Below are 13408 nucleotides of genomic sequence, written 5' to 3' on the forward strand. Positions count from 1 at the left end.
CCGGGCCCGCCACGAACTCCAGCAGATTCACGTCCTCCGGCCGGCGCACGGCCCCCGCCGCACCCACCGTGCGCACCGGGCCCAGGACCCGGGACAGGCGGAAACACCGCGGCGCCGCACGGTCCCGGTCGTGCCCCACCAGGTACCAGCGGGCCCGCCACGACACCACACCCCAGGGCTCCACCGTGCGCGCACGCCGCTCCGGCGACCCGCCACGCCGATAGTCGAACCGCACCACACAGCCACGCCGCACCGCCGACAGCAGCGGCGCGAACGCCGGGTCCGTGTGCACCCGCGGCTCCACCAGCGTCGCCGACTGGTCGTCGACCTCCACCCCGGCCGCCCGCAGCTTCACCAGGGCCCCGTGCGCCTGCCCGGTCAGCTCCGGCGAATCCCACAGCCGCACCGCCAGCGCCACCGCCGCCGCCTCGTCCGGGGCCAGGTCGATCTCCCCCAGCTCGTAGTCCCGGCGCGCGATCCGGTAGCCCTCCACCCCGTCGAACACCGAGTTCCGCCCGGTCTCCACCGGGATCCCCAACTCGCGCAGCTCCGCCTTGTCCCGCTCGAACATGCGGGAGAACGCCTCGTCCCCCGCCACGTCCGCGTAGCCGGGCACGATCTGCCGCACCCGGTCGGCGGTCAGATACTGCCGCGTCGACAGCAGCGCCAGCACCAGGTTGACCAGGCGTTCAGCACGGGCGGTGGACACGGACCCACCCTAGCCACCCCACCGGCCCGCCCGCGCGCGGCCCACACCGACGCACTCCGCCCGCCGCGACCCCGGCGGCGGCCTCACAACGAGGCGATCAGCCGTTCCACCCGCTCGTCCACCGCGCGGAACGGGTCCTTGCACAGCACGGTGCGCTGGGCCTGGTCATTGAGCTTGAGATGCACCCAGTCCACCGTGAAGTCCCGGCCCACCTGCTGCGCCGCCGCGATGAAATCCCCCCGCAGCTTCGCCCGCGTCGTCTGCGGCGGGGTGTCCTTGGCCGCCTCGATCTCCCCGTCGTCGGTCACCCGCCGCACCATGCCCTTGCGCTGCAGCAGGTCGAAGATCCCCCGCCCGCGGCGGATGTCGTGGTAGGCCAGATCCAGCTGCGCCACCTTCGGGTCGGACAGGTCCAGGTCGTGCTTGGCCCGGTACCGCTCCACCAGGCGGTGCTTGATCGCCCAGTCGATCTCGGTGTCGATGCCGGAGAAGTCCTGCCGTTCCACCGCGTCCAACGCCCGGCCCCACAGGTCCACCACCTGCCGCGCCGTCGGCCCCGAGTCGTTGGCCTCCACGTGCTGCACCGCCCGCGCGTGATACTCCCGCTGGATCTCCAACGGCGACGCCTCCCGGCCCCCCGCCAGCCGCACCGGCCGCCGGCCCGTCAGGTCGTGCGACACCTCCCGGATCGCGCGGATCGGGTTGTCCAGCGTGAAGTCACGGAACTGCACCCCCTGCTCCACCATCTCCAGCACCAGGTGCACCGCACCGACCTTCAGCAGCGTCGTCGGCTCGGCCATGTTCGAGTCCCCGACGATGACGTGCAGCCTGCGGTACCGCTCGGCGTCGGCGTGCGGCTCGTCGCGGGTGTTGATGATCGGCCGGGACCGGGTCGTCGCGCTGGACACCCCCTCCCAGATGTGTTCGGCGCGCTGCGACAGGCAGTACACCGCCCCCCGCGGCGTCTGCAGCACCTTGCCCGCCCCGGCGACCAACTGCCGGGTCACCAGGAACGGCAGCAACACGTCCGCCACCCGGGAGAACTCCCCCGCCCGCGTCACCAGATAGTTCTCGTGACACCCGTACGAGTTGCCCGCCGAGTCGGTGTTGTTCTTGAACAGGAAGATGTCCCCGCCGATGCCCTCGTCGGCCAGCCGCCGCTCCGCATCGACGAGCAGATCCTCCAGGATCCGCTCCCCCGCCTTGTCGTGCGTCACCAGCTGCGTGATGTCGTCACACTCGGCGGTCGCGTACTCCGGGTGGGACCCCACGTCCAGGTACAGCCGGGAGCCGTTCGACAGGAACACGTTCGACGACCGGCCCCACGACACCACCCGCCGGAACAGGTAGCGCGCCACTTCGTCGGGCGACAACCTGCGCTGCCCGTGGAAGGTGCAGGTGACCCCGAACTCGGTCTCGATCCCAAAGATCCGACGCTGCATCCCTCAAGGGTAGGCGCTATCGGCCGCAGTACGGTGAACGAAATCCACCGAATCCGTAACCCGCGCCGCGCCGGGCACGCTCCCGGCGCCGGTCACGGCCCCGCCCACGCGGAGACCCGCACGTCGTCGCCGACCGACACCTTGCCGGGGCGGGTGACCGCGAACCGGGTCCCCAGGGCGACCCCGTCCGGGGTGCGCCGGTACTCCGCCAGCGTGCGCAACGGCTCCGGCCCGGCCCGCACACCGCGCTCCTGGTCCACCGTCGTCACCGCACACCGCACGGCGACCTTGGTGAAACCGAGCTCCGCCTCCCCCACCGCGACGCGGCGCACCTCGTCCTCGGCGTGCGGCGTCTCCCAGCCGTCGAGGACCACGTTGGGCCGGAACCGGTCCATCGGCACCGGGTCGGCGCCGCGGGCGCGCAGCCGGGCGGTCAGTTCGTCCAGGCTGCGCCGCGTCATCAGCAGCACCGCGCTGCTGTCGGCGTAGGCCGCGGTGCCCGGGGTGAGGCCGGTGGTCTCCCGGTGGTGCTCCGGCGGCACCCGCACCAGCCTGCTCCGCCGTCCCAGCACCGTCGACACCCACTCGGCGGCGGTGTCGCCCTGGTCGACACCGTGGAACGACCTGGTGTGCATCCGCACCGGGTGGCGGGGCCCGTCGGTGTCCACCGTCACCGGCAGGGTCTCCACCCCCGCACACGACAGGGTCAGCGTTCCCGCCACGCCGGACTCGTCGGCCTCGACACCGGCCCGCACCACCGCCAACCGTGGGTCCGCGCGTTGGCTGCGGAACTCGCCCCCGGGGTCGACAACCATGAACGTGCGGTCGTGCTCCAGCCCGGCCGGGGACAGCACCCCCGCGTCGAGCGGAACCCCCGCGCACCCCTTGACCGGATAGCTGTACAGGCCGGTGACCCTGACCATGGCGGAACCGGCCCTACTCGGACCCGCCCGACGACGTCGACCCGTTCCCGTCCGTGGCGCCGCCCTCCGGCGCGGAGTCCGCCGCGCCGCCCGGGGAGGCCGGCATCAGCGCCTCCAGCGCCGTGCCGGTGATCCGGCGGAACTTGCGGCCCGGACGCTCCCGGTCCAGCACCGCGACCTCCAGCTTGCCCGGTTCCGTGTCCCCGTCCGCGGACGAGCCCGACGAGCCGGACCCGCCACCGGGACCCGACGAGCCGGACGACGGGGCGCGCAGCGCCCCCACGGCCACCGACAGCGCCGCGCCCAGATCCATCCCGTCGGTGAAGCTGTCGGTGAGCTTGCTGTTGATCGCGTCCGTCTGCCCGCCCATGACCACGTACTTCGGCTGGTCCATCACGATGGACCCGTCGTAGGTCAGCCGGTACAGCTCGTCCTCGTCGGAGTCCGCACCGACCTGCGCCACGCAGATCTCCACCTCGAACGGTTTCAACTGTTCGGTGAAGATCGTCGACAACGTCTGCGCATATACGTTGGCCAGCGCGCGGGCGTTCACGTCGCGCCGGTCGTACTGATAGCCCTGCAGGTCCACGTGCCGGATGCCGCCGCGGCGCAGGCTCTCGAACTCGCTGTAGCGGCCCACCGCGGCGAACCCGATCCGGTCGTAGATCTCGGAGACCTTGTGCAGTGTCGGCGACGGGTTCTCCGCCACGAACAGCACTCCGCCCCGGTACTTGAGCACGACGACGCTCCGGCCCCGCGCGATCCCCTTCCGCGCGAGCTCGGACCGCTCGCGCATCAGCTGTTCGGGGGAGGTGTACAGCGGCATCGTCACTGGCGTTCGCTCCGCTCTGCTCGTCGGATCGCTCTACTCGTCGAATCGGAACTGGTCGGATCGGATCTGGTCGGGTCGGTACCGGCCCGGGCGGGCGGTCAGCCCAGCAGGCCGGGGCGTTCGGTCCGGTCGCGGACCACGGCCCGCGCGATCTCCGAGGTCTCCTCCTCCGGGGTGCGCACCGTCCCGTGCTCGGCGGTGACCGTGACCACCGTCGGGTGGATGTTGCGCACCAGGTCGGGACCCCCGGTGGCGGTGTCGTCGTCGGCCGCGTCGTACAGCGCCTCGATCGCCGCCCTGGTCGCGGCCTCGGCGTCGGCCTCCGGGTCGTACAGCTTCTTCAACGACGACTTCGCGTACGCCGAGCCCGACCCGATCGCGTGATATCCGGCGTTCTCCTCGTACCGGCCGCCGGTGACGTCGAACGACACGATCCGCCCCGCCCGTTTCGGGTCGGTGGCGTCGACGTCGTAGCCCACGAACAGCGGCAGCACGGCCAGTCCCGCCAACGCCACCTCCAGGTTGGCCTTGACCATGTTGGCGAGCTTGTTGGTCTTGCCGTCCAGCGACAGCGACACGCCCTCGATCTTCTCGTAGTGCGCGAGCTCGACCGTGTACAGCCGCACCAGTTCGAGCGCGAGGCCGGCGGTGCCCGCGATGCCCACCGCCGAGTAGGCGTCGGTGACGTGGACCTTGTCCATGTCCCGGCTGGCGATGGTGTTGCCGGTGGTGGCCCGGCGGTCACCGGCCAGCAGCACGCCACCGTTGAACGTCGACGCGACGATCGTGGTCCCGTGCGGCGGTTCCGCGCCCCCGGCCTGGGGCACCGGGGGCGCGGCGGGCGTTCCGTCGGCGCGGTTCCCGGGCAGCAGCTCGGGGGCCTGGGCCTTCAGGAAGTCCGTGAACGACGACGTCGCCGACGACAGATAGGCGGCGGGCAACACGAAGCCCGAGTTACGCGGAGTGTGTTCCATGCGTGCTCGTTGTTCCCATCGACGAAGGTGAACGGGCCGGGGATACGTGGGGGGGTGCCCTGCCGGGCAAGCCTACGAGGTCGTCACGCGCGGCTACTGGCCGCCCTTCTGCACGTAGGCACGGACGAAGTCCTCCGCGTTCTCCTCCAGCACGTCGTCGATCTCGTCGAGGATCGTGTCGACGTCCTCGCCCATCTGCTCGCGACGTTCCTGGCCTGCTCCGGCGCCGGATTCGGTTTCCTCGTCGGAGTCGCCGCCGCCGTGCTTCTCGATCCGTTCCTGAGCCATCATCGCCTCCCGTGTGGCCGGTGGGTTCCAGCCTACGCTCGGTCGTCGGCTTCCGGGACCTCCGTGACCACCTCGTTGATCTTCGGGGTCCAGTTTATCCCGACGTGGTCAATGCCTCCACGAGTTCCTCGGCCGTGGCGGCGGAGTCCAGCAGTTCCCCGACGTGGGCCCGGGTCCCCCGCAGGGGCTCCAGGGTCGGGATCCGCACCAGTGACTCCTTACCCACGTCGAAGATCACCGAATCCCAGGAGGCCGCCGCGATGGAGTTCGCGTACTTCTCCAGTGTCCGGCCCCGGAAGTAGGCGCGGGTGTCCGACGGGGGCGTCGTCACCGCCTCGCGCACCTCGTCCTCGCTGACGAGGCGTTTCATCGACCCCCGGGTGACCAGCCGGTTGTACAGGCCCTTGTCCAGCCGCACGTCCGAGTACTGCAGGTCGATCAGGTGCAGCCGGGGCGCGGCCCAGCCGAGCGCGTCCCGCGAGCGGTACCCCTCCAGCAGCCGCAGTTTCGCGGGCCAGTCGAGCCGGTCGGCGCACTCCTCCGGGTCGCGTGAGAGGGCGTCGAGGATCTCGCCCCAGACCCGCAGCACCTCCTTGTCCTGCTCGTCGGCACCCACCCGCTCCAGGTGCTGCGACACCAGTTCGTGGTAGGCGTACTGCAGGTCGAGCGCGGTGTACTTGCGGCCGTTGGCCAGATCCACCGTGGTCTTCAACGTGGGATCGTGGCTGATCTGGTGCACCGCCTTCACCGGGTCCTCCAGCCGGAGGTCGTCGAACCGCACCCCGTGCTCGATCATGTCGATGACCAGGGCGGTGGTGCCCAGCTTGAGGTAGGTGGCGTACTCGGCGAGGTTCGCGTCCCCGATGATGACGTGCAACCGGCGGTAGCGGTCGGCGTCGGCGTGCGGCTCGTCGCGGGTGTTGATGATGCCCCGTTTGAGGGTGGTCTCCAGGCCGACCTCCACCTCGATGTAGTCGGCGCGCTGGGAGAGCTGGAACCCGGGCTCCTCCCCCTGGGCGCCCAGCCCCACCCGGCCGGAGCCGGTGAACACCTGCCGGGACACGAAGAACGGCGTGAGTCCGCCGATCACCGAGGTGAACGGCGTCGTGCGGTCCATCAGGTAGTTCTCGTGCGTGCCGTAGCTGGCGCCCTTGCCGTCCACGTTGTTCTTGTACAGCTGCAGCGGCGCCTGGCCCGGCACGGTCGCGGCGCGCAGCGCCGCCTCCTCCATGACGCGCTCGCCGGCCTTGTCCCAGATCACCGCGTCCCGCGGGTTGGTCACCTCGGGTGCCGAGTACTCCGGGTGGGCGTGGTCGACGTAGAGGCGCGCACCGTTGGTGAGGATCACGTTCGCCGCGCCGAGGTCCTCGACGTCCGAGTCGTGTCCGTGCTGGTTCGGCCCGGCCAGGTCGAAGCCCCGCGCGTCCCGCAGGGGTGACTCCACCTCATAGTCCCACCGGGCCCGCCGGGCACGCGGGATGTCCGCCGCCGCCGCGTAGGCCAGCACCACCTGGGTGGAGGTCAGCACTGGGTTCGCGGTCGCGTCGCCCGGCACCGCGATCCCGTATTCCACCTCGGTTCCCATGATCCGCCGCATGCCACAAGCCTACGGGTGTCGGGCGGGAAAACCCCGGCGCCGGTGCGGTCGTGGGTGAAAAACCCCGATCGGACGTCACCGAAGGCCACTCACCCGCCACACCACCCGCGGGTCCTCACCCGGCCGGGCGAGGTCGGGTCAGGGTCACCGCCAGGCGAGCGCCGACCGTCGCTGCCAGTAGTCCACGGGATCCTCGGCCACCCCCCACGGGTCCGCTTCCGGGCCCCGGCCGTCGGCGGGCCCGGGCAGTGCGGCGCCCGCGAGGTTCGATTCGAGCTGGTCCGGGCTCGCGGCGCCGAGCAGCACCACGTCGGCCCACGGCCGGGAGTACGCCGCCGCCAGCGCCACCGCGTCCGGGCCCGTCCCGAGCCGGGCGGCCTCGGCCGCCAACGGGCCGGGCGGGTCGAGGACCAGACGTCCGTTGGCCAGGGTCTCCTTCAGCTGCACCAGCGCGCCCCGCGCGTGCGCCTCGGCCAGTGCCGGACCGGCGGAGGGCTCCAGCGGATTCCACGTCGACTGCACGGCCGTGAACACCGCGCGACCGTCCACCTCGATCGCCAGCGCCCGGCGAATCGTCTCCGCCTGGCGCGGCCCGGACGTGGAGAACCCCACCCGCACACCCCGGTCGGGCAGCTCCGCCAGGTCCGACAGCAGCGCCCGGTCGTCGAACAACGGACTGTCCGGAGTCAACGAGTGCACCTGGTACAGCGACACCGCCCCGCCCAGCAGCTCCCGGGTCCGGTCCCACTGTGTCCGGAACCGGGTCCGGGAGTGCTCCTTGGACTCGTGCACCTCGGCGTCCACCCGCCAACCGCCGACATAGGCGTATCCCCACTTGCTGGACACGACCACGTCCGGGTGCCCGCGGTCGGCGAGCCAGTCCGCGAGGAACTCCTCGGCCCGCCCGTAGGAGGCGGCCACATCCACCCGCCGCACCCCGCGCGCGTAGGCCCGGTCGAGCACCGCGTGGGTGACCCGCCGCATCCCGCGCACGGACCGTTCGTCCGGCAGTACCTCCGCCCGGCCCAGATTCAGGTACGCGGGCCTGCCCACCGCAGCCAGTCCGATCGCCGTCCGTGCGAGGTTGTTCATCGGACCGACGGTACGGGGTGGATCGGGACGGCGAAGGTGTGTCCGTCCCGAGCGGGGTGGTATAGGTCGTTATACACCTGAACGCTGTCGGAGGAGTTCGAGGAACTGCTCGGAGGAGAGCACCTCGCGGTGCAGCTTCTCCAGCCGCGCCGCCGGCGCCCGGACATACCCCTTGCCGAAGACCGGCGCGAGCTGACGCAGACTCGCCCCCTCCTCCCGGGCGGCGAGCAGCGTCCAGTCCGAGGCGTTCGCACACGCCGTCGCCGCCTGCCGCAACTGCCCCAGCAGCGCGACCAGCTCCTCCGCGGCCAGTTCCCCCGCCCGTACCGCCCGCGCGGTCTCCTCCAGCCAGGCCAGCATGTCCGCCGCCGTCACGGGTGGCGCGGTGCCGCTCACCGGCGAGTCCGCGTCCGGGCCGGCCGGCTGCGTGTCGTCCACATCCATACCCGGACGGTATAGGACGTTATACGTCTCTGACCAGCCGGCGCGTCCCGGGGAGAACCCGCCCCACCCGACAGTGGGGCCGCCCGCGCGGTGCGCGCGGGCGGCCCCACTGTTCCTCGGAGGTGTTGCCGTGGTCGTGTCCGTACCGGCCCGACACCGGCCGGCTCAGAGGTACTGGCCGGTGTTGGTCGCGGTGTCGATCACCCGGCCGGAGTCCTGGTTCTTCCCGGTGACCAGGGTGCGGATGTAGACGATCCGCTCCCCCTTCTTGCCGGAGATGCGGGCCCAGTCGTCCGGGTTCGTGGTGTTCGGCAGGTCCTCGTTCTCCGCGAACTCGTCCACGATGGCGTCCAGCAGGTGCTGCACCCGCAGCCCCGGCTGCTCGGTCTCCAGCACCGACTTGATCGCCGACTTCTTCGCCCGGTCGACGATGTTCTGGATCATCGCGCCGGAGTTGAAGTCCCGGAAGTACAGCACCTCCTTGTCCCCGTTGGCGTAGGTCACCTCCAGGAACCGGTTCTCGTCGGTCTCCTCGTACATCCGTTCGACCGTGTGCTGGATCATCGCGTCCAGCGTGGCCTCCGAGTCACCGGCGAACTCCCGCAGGTCGTCGGCGTGGATCGGCAGGTCCGCGGTCAGGTACTTGGAGAAGATGTCCTTCGCGCCCTCGGCGTCCGGACGCTCGATCTTGATCTTCACGTCGAGCCTGCCGGGGCGCAGGATCGCCGGGTCGATCATGTCCTCCCGGTTCGAGGCGCCGATGACGATGACGTTCTCCAACCCCTCGACACCGTCGATCTCCGACAGCAGCTGCGGCACGATCGTCGTCTCCACGTCCGACGACACACCGCTGCCGCGGGTGCGGAAAATGGACTCCATCTCGTCGAAGAACACGATCACCGGGGTGCCGTCGGAAGCCTTCTCCCGGGCCTTCTGGAAGATCATGCGGATGTGCCGCTCGGTCTCCCCGACGAACTTGTTCAGCAGCTCGGGGCCCTTGATGTTGAGGAAGAACGACTTCGCGTCGGCCGCGCGCCCGTCTCCCCTGGCCTCGGCCACCTGCTTGGCCAGCGAGTTCGCCACCGCCTTCGCGATCAGCGTCTTCCCGCACCCCGGCGGCCCGTAGAGCAGGACCCCCTTCGGCGGGGCGAGCTGGTACCTGCGGTACAGGTCCGCGTGCAGGAACGGCAGCTCCACCGCGTCCCGGATCTGCTCGATCTGCCGGAACAGGCCACCGATGTCCTCGTAACGGACGTCCGGCACCTCCTCCAGGGTCAGATCCTCGACCTCGGCCTTCGGCACCCGCTCGTAGGCGTAGCCTGCCTTGGAGTCCACCAGCACCGAGTCGCCCGAGCGCAGGTTCTGCTCGGCCAACGGGTCGGCCAGCCACACCACCCGTTCCTCGTCGGCGTGGCCCACCACGAGCGCACGGGCGCTGCCGCTGCCGTTCTCCGGCAGCAACGTCTCCCGCAGCGTGCAGACCTCGCCCGTGTTCTCGAACTCACCGGCCTCGACCACGGTCAGTGCCTCGTTGAGCCGGACACTCTGCCCCCGGCGCAGCTCGGACACCTCGACCGCGGGCGAGACGGCCACCCGCATCTTGCGCCCGGACGTGAACACGTCCACGGTGCCGTCCTCGTAGGCGGTGACGAACACGCCGTACCCGCTCGGAGGCTGCGCGAGCCGGTCGACCTCCTCCCGCAGCGCCAACAACTGACTCCGCGCCTCACGCAGAGTCTCGGTCAGCTTGGTGTTGCGCTCGGTGAGCTGGCTCACCCGCTCGTTGGCCTCCGTGAGCCGTTGCTCCAGCACGCGGTTCTGCCGGGGCGAGTCGGTGAGCTTCCGACGGAGCAGGGCCACCTCCTCCTCGAGGAAACGGATCTGCCGTGCCTGCTCGCTCGATGGGGTCTCCGTGGCTCCGGCTCCGCTCGTCTGTGAAGGGTCGGCCTCCTCGTGCCGACCTCCGGGAAGGTCGTGTGGCATTTCGGCACCTCCTCGGAATGCATTTCTTCCCACGGTACCGGCGATCACCGACATGAAAAGCCCTATCCGCGTTACAGGATCGGCGCGTCGTCCGGCTCCCGACCGTGTACCCGCCGGACCCGCACGGGACTCCGGTACCCGCACGGGCACAGCCGGTCACGCCGAACGCACGATCCCGCCCACCGCCGGAATGATCCTCTTCTACGATTGGTCCGCCTCCGGGCGATCACCACAGGTAACCGAGGAAACAGGAGCAGTCGTGACACAACCGCCACCGCAGGGCCCACCCGACCCCTACGGGAACCAGGGCCCGCAACCCGGCCACTGGGGCCAGCCCGGCCAACCCCAGCAGGGAGGATGGGGCCAACCCGACCAGTGGGGGCAGCAGGGCCAGTGGGGACAGCAGGGCCAGTGGGGACAGCAGGGCCAGCCCCAACCCGGCCAGCCGGGCCAGTGGGGACAACCGGACCCGTATCAGGCCGGGTACCCGCAGGGCTATCCCGGCGCGCAACCCGGATTCGGCCAACCGGGATACGGCCCGCAGGGCCCCGGCGGACAACCCCCGAAGAGCAAGACCGGCCTGATCGTCGGCCTGTCCCTCGCCGGGGTCGCCGTCATCGGTGGCGCTGTGACGCTGATCCTGGTGCTCACCGGCGGCGGGAACGACCGGGCCGAGGTCGAAGATCTCGCCGACCGTACGGCCAGGGCGATCGAGGACCAGGACACCGACGCGGCCAGGGAAATCGCCTGCCCGAGCAACGCCGACGAGATCGAGGCCGCGCCCGACGAGATGCCCGGCGACTTCTCCTTCTCCGCCGAATCGGTCGGTCAGGTCACCATCGACGGCGACACCGCCGAGTTCGACATCGAGCTCACCATCGACATGAGCAGCTCGTTGCCGAACAACGCCGGCGGACCGCAGTCCACCACGATGACGATGCAAGCCGCCAAAGAGGACGGCGACTGGTGCCTGAAGGGCTCGAGACTCTGACTCCGCACCCGGCCGCCCGGCGCGCGCACCGCGGTTCGCGCATGCCGGCGCGGCCGGGGCCGCTGTCCCGCCTCCGGGCGATCATTACAGGCGACCGGAACAGGAGCGAGTCGTGACACAACCGCCACCGCAGGGCCCACCCGACCCCTACGGGAACCAGGGCCCGCAACCCGGCCACTGGGGCCAGCCCGGCCAACCCCAGCAGGGAGGATGGGGCCAACCCGACCAGTGGGGACAGCAGGGCCAGTGGGGACAGCAGGGCCAGCCCCAACCCGGCCAGCCGGGCCAGTGGGGACAACCGGACCCGTATCAGGCCGGGTACCCGCAGGGCTATCCCGGCGCGCAACCCGGATTCGGCCAACCGGGATACGGCCAACACGGATTCGGCCCCCCGGGCATTGACGGGCCGCCGCCGAAGAGCAAGACCGGCCTGATCGTCGGCCTGTCCCTCGCCGGTCTCGCCCTCGTCGGCGGCGTGGTCACCCTCGTCCTCGTGCTCACCGGCGGGGACGACGAGGAATCCGAACAGCAGGCACAGCGGGAGAACACCGCACCGAGCACCCAGCAACAACTCCCGGCCCCGGGCGAGGGCCAGGGGCCGCTCCCCGGTGACCAGCCGGGCCTGCCCGGTAGCTCGTCCTCCTCGATGCCCGGCCCCGGCGGCGACGCGGACCGACCGGGAGCCGGATCGGTGGACGCGGCGGCCGTGCAGGCGCTCGCGGATCGGTTCATCGAGGCCTTCAACAACCGCGACGGAGCCACGGTCGGTCAGCTGATCTGCGGAGGCCAGGTCAACATGGACGAGGTGCCGGACAGTGCCCGACTCGTCCGCACCGGGCCACCCTCCGGTGACGCGAGCACGGCGACCGTCCCCATCAGGGGCGAAAGCGACGGCCAGTCGCCGGAGCAGGGTGAGCTCACGGCGAGCTTCCGGAACGGCGAATGGTGCATCAGCGAGATCGGATGATCCCGGCACCCGCGTGCGCCGGCCGCGCCGTCAGCCCCGGCTGGGCCGGCGGCGCGGCCGGGGCGGGGTGACCCCCTCGGCGAGTCGGCGGGTGGTGAGCAGGAACGCCGTGTGTCCCACCATCCGCTGCTCCGGGCGCACCGCCAGCCCGACCACGTGCCAGGGGCGCACCATCGTCTCCCACGACTGCGGCTCGGTCCAGCACTGCTGCTCGCGCAGCGCCTCGGTGAGCCGGGACAGCTGCGTCACCGTCGCCACGTACCCGACCAGCACGCCGCCCGGCACCAACGCCGACGCCACCGACGGCAGCACCTCCCACGGGGAGAGCATGTCCAGGATCACGCGGTCGGCCTCCCCGGTGAACCCGGTGACGTCACCGACGGTGAGGTCCCAGTTCGCCGGGGACTCCCCGAAGAACCGTTCCACGTTGCGCACCGCGTGCTCGGCGTGGTCCGCACGCACCTCGTACGAGGTGACCCGGCCCTCCGGCCCCACGGCGCGCAGCAGCGAGCAGGTGAGCGCACCGGACCCGGCGCCCGCCTCCAGCACGCGGGCGCCGGGGAAGACGTCCCCCCACATCAGGATCTGCGCCGCGTCCTTCGGGTAGATGACCTGGGCCCCGCGCGGCATCGACAGTACGTAGTCGGCCAGCAGCGGGCGCAGCGCCAGGTACGCGGTGCCACCCACGGAGGTGACCACCGACCCCTCGTCCAGGCCGATGAGGTCGTCGTGGGCGATCGCGCCCTGGTGGGTGTGGTACTGCCCACCCTCGGACAGGACGACGGTGTAGTGCCGCCCCTTGGGATCGGTCAACTGCACCCGGTCGCCGACACGGAACGGACCTGCGGACACCACACCTCCAGGAATGCCCTCACGGGCGGGGAACGGACGGATCGGGGATCCGATCGTCCCAGACCGGCGGGTGTGGTTCGCACCCGGTGCCGCCCCGCGCGGAGGACGCCCGCGCGAGATCGTCGCGGCGCAGGACACCGGTGGGCCGCCCGGACGGGTCGAGGACCAGGAACTGGCCCGTTCCCGCTGCGGCGAGCTGGTGGGCGAGGTCCTCGGCGCTGTCGCCGTCGGCCAGTACCGTCTCCGGGCGGATCGGCTCGGCCGCCCGCTCGGCGGGTGAGCCCGGGGCGGTGGCCGCCAGACGCTCGGCCGAA

General features: G+C 71.3%; 13 protein-coding genes and 1 pseudogene. 2 read left to right on the plus strand and 12 right to left on the minus strand.

The window, feature by feature from the left end; genetic code table 11:
• The 10 genes from SACPADRAFT_RS26260 to arc all read right to left on the minus strand — a co-directional run.
• On the minus strand, nt 1-709 hold a 709-nt coding region (locus tag SACPADRAFT_RS26260), incomplete at its 3' end, for a helix-turn-helix transcriptional regulator (protein WP_007024701.1).
• Between the two features lie 83 nt (nt 710-792).
• Nucleotides 793-2151, minus strand: coding sequence for a Pup--protein ligase (gene pafA, locus SACPADRAFT_RS0207895; protein ID WP_007024702.1), 1359 nt, complete (start codon nt 2149-2151; stop codon nt 793-795).
• A gap of 92 nt (nt 2152-2243) precedes the next feature.
• On the minus strand, nt 2244-3074 hold the full coding sequence (locus SACPADRAFT_RS0207900) for an MOSC domain-containing protein (RefSeq protein WP_007024703.1): 831 nt from the start codon (nt 3072-3074) through the stop codon (nt 2244-2246).
• Nucleotides 3075-3087: 13 nt separating this feature from the next.
• On the minus strand, nt 3088-3906 hold the full coding sequence (gene prcA, locus SACPADRAFT_RS0207905; RefSeq protein ID WP_007024704.1) for a proteasome subunit alpha: 819 nt from the start codon (nt 3904-3906) through the stop codon (nt 3088-3090).
• Between the two features lie 98 nt (nt 3907-4004).
• Nucleotides 4005-4880: a proteasome subunit beta gene (gene prcB, locus SACPADRAFT_RS0207910; protein ID WP_007024705.1), complete on the minus strand. Its 876-nt coding sequence runs from the start codon at nt 4878-4880 to the stop codon at nt 4005-4007.
• A 93-nt stretch (nt 4881-4973) separates the two neighbouring features.
• Nucleotides 4974-5168 (minus strand): ubiquitin-like protein Pup, encoded by a 195-nt coding sequence (locus SACPADRAFT_RS0207915; RefSeq protein WP_007024706.1) that lies wholly within the window; start codon nt 5166-5168, stop codon nt 4974-4976.
• 94 nt (nt 5169-5262) lie between these two features.
• Nucleotides 5263-6765, minus strand: a complete 1503-nt coding sequence (dop, locus tag SACPADRAFT_RS0207920; RefSeq protein ID WP_007024707.1) for a depupylase/deamidase Dop — start codon at nt 6763-6765, stop codon at nt 5263-5265.
• A 144-nt stretch (nt 6766-6909) separates the two neighbouring features.
• Nucleotides 6910-7857, minus strand: coding sequence for an aldo/keto reductase (locus SACPADRAFT_RS0207925; protein ID WP_007024708.1), 948 nt, complete (start codon nt 7855-7857; stop codon nt 6910-6912).
• A 69-nt stretch (nt 7858-7926) separates the two neighbouring features.
• Nucleotides 7927-8301, minus strand: a complete 375-nt coding sequence (locus tag SACPADRAFT_RS0207930; RefSeq protein WP_007024709.1) for a hypothetical protein — start codon at nt 8299-8301, stop codon at nt 7927-7929.
• A 165-nt stretch (nt 8302-8466) separates the two neighbouring features.
• Nucleotides 8467-10284 (minus strand): proteasome ATPase, encoded by a 1818-nt coding sequence (arc, locus tag SACPADRAFT_RS0207935; RefSeq protein ID WP_007024710.1) that lies wholly within the window; start codon nt 10282-10284, stop codon nt 8467-8469.
• Between the two features lie 259 nt (nt 10285-10543).
• Here arc and SACPADRAFT_RS30410 point away from each other — a divergent pair, with 259 nt between their 5' ends.
• Together SACPADRAFT_RS30410 and SACPADRAFT_RS0207950 are read left to right on the plus strand one after the other, a co-directional pair.
• On the plus strand, nt 10544-11275 hold the full coding sequence (locus tag SACPADRAFT_RS30410; protein ID WP_007024711.1) for an Rv0361 family membrane protein: 732 nt from the start codon (nt 10544-10546) through the stop codon (nt 11273-11275).
• A gap of 112 nt (nt 11276-11387) precedes the next feature.
• Entirely contained in the window at nt 11388-12242 is an 855-nt protein-coding gene (locus SACPADRAFT_RS0207950; RefSeq protein ID WP_007024712.1) for a hypothetical protein, read from the plus strand.
• Nucleotides 12243-12272: 30 nt separating this feature from the next.
• Here SACPADRAFT_RS0207950 and SACPADRAFT_RS0207955 read toward each other — a convergent pair whose 3' ends face one another.
• Together SACPADRAFT_RS0207955 and SACPADRAFT_RS32425 are read right to left on the minus strand one after the other, a co-directional pair.
• Nucleotides 12273-13094, minus strand: a complete 822-nt coding sequence (locus tag SACPADRAFT_RS0207955; protein ID WP_007024713.1) for a tRNA (adenine-N1)-methyltransferase — start codon at nt 13092-13094, stop codon at nt 12273-12275.
• 19 nt (nt 13095-13113) lie between these two features.
• A pseudogene (locus SACPADRAFT_RS32425) lies at nt 13114-13408 on the minus strand (hypothetical protein); the annotation flags it as partial.

It is taken from the genome of Saccharomonospora iraqiensis subsp. paurometabolica YIM 90007 (genome assembly GCF_000231035.2).
Classification (GTDB): Bacteria; Actinomycetota; Actinomycetes; order Mycobacteriales; family Pseudonocardiaceae; genus Saccharomonospora; species Saccharomonospora paurometabolica.

Coding starts and splice junctions, on each gene's coding strand:
- SACPADRAFT_RS0207900 (WP_007024703.1), bottom strand. CDS start 3,074: ATGGTCAGGGTCACCGGCCTGTACAGCTATCCGGTCAAGGGGTGCGCG.
- dop (WP_007024707.1), bottom strand. CDS start 6,765: ATGCGGCGGATCATGGGAACCGAGGTGGAATACGGGATCGCGGTGCCG.
- SACPADRAFT_RS0207915 (WP_007024706.1), bottom strand. CDS start 5,168: ATGGCTCAGGAACGGATCGAGAAGCACGGCGGCGGCGACTCCGACGAG.
- prcB (WP_007024705.1), bottom strand. CDS start 4,880: ATGGAACACACTCCGCGTAACTCGGGCTTCGTGTTGCCCGCCGCCTAT.
- pafA (WP_007024702.1), bottom strand. CDS start 2,151: ATGCAGCGTCGGATCTTTGGGATCGAGACCGAGTTCGGGGTCACCTGC.
- arc (WP_007024710.1), bottom strand. CDS start 10,284: ATGCCACACGACCTTCCCGGAGGTCGGCACGAGGAGGCCGACCCTTCA.
- SACPADRAFT_RS0207930 (WP_007024709.1), bottom strand. CDS start 8,301: ATGGATGTGGACGACACGCAGCCGGCCGGCCCGGACGCGGACTCGCCG.
- SACPADRAFT_RS0207925 (WP_007024708.1), bottom strand. CDS start 7,857: ATGAACAACCTCGCACGGACGGCGATCGGACTGGCTGCGGTGGGCAGG.